The organism is Winogradskyella ouciana (assembly GCF_009709615.1).
Classification (GTDB): Bacteria; Bacteroidota; Bacteroidia; order Flavobacteriales; family Flavobacteriaceae; genus Winogradskyella; species Winogradskyella ouciana.
Genome location: NZ_WJYA01000331.1, coordinates 1 through 231 on the forward strand (window position 1 = coordinate 1; position 231 = coordinate 231).

1 protein-coding gene is annotated in these 231 nt (G+C 61.0%); it reads right to left on the reverse strand.

All coding sequences use genetic code 11. The features are described 5' to 3' along the window. Nucleotides 1-179: MerR family DNA-binding transcriptional regulator (locus F1003_RS19280; protein ID WP_155090393.1), on the reverse strand; the 179-nt coding region annotated here is incomplete at its 3' end. Nucleotides 180-231 lie beyond the last annotated feature (52 nt).

Here is a 231-nt window from a genome sequence, read left to right on the forward strand (position 1 = left end):
TGGCGCTGGTAGTAGCGCCGGTTGCCGCGCCGCTTCACCGGCTTGAGCTGGGGAAATTCCTGCTCCCAGTAACGCAGCACGTGCGGCTTCACGTCGCACAGCTCGCTGACCTCACCGATGGTGAAGTAACGCTTGCCGGGGATCGCCGGCAATTCGTCGTTATGACTGGGTTCGAGCATAGTCTTCCACCCGCTGCTTCAATTTTTGACCGGGCCGGAAGGTCACCACGCA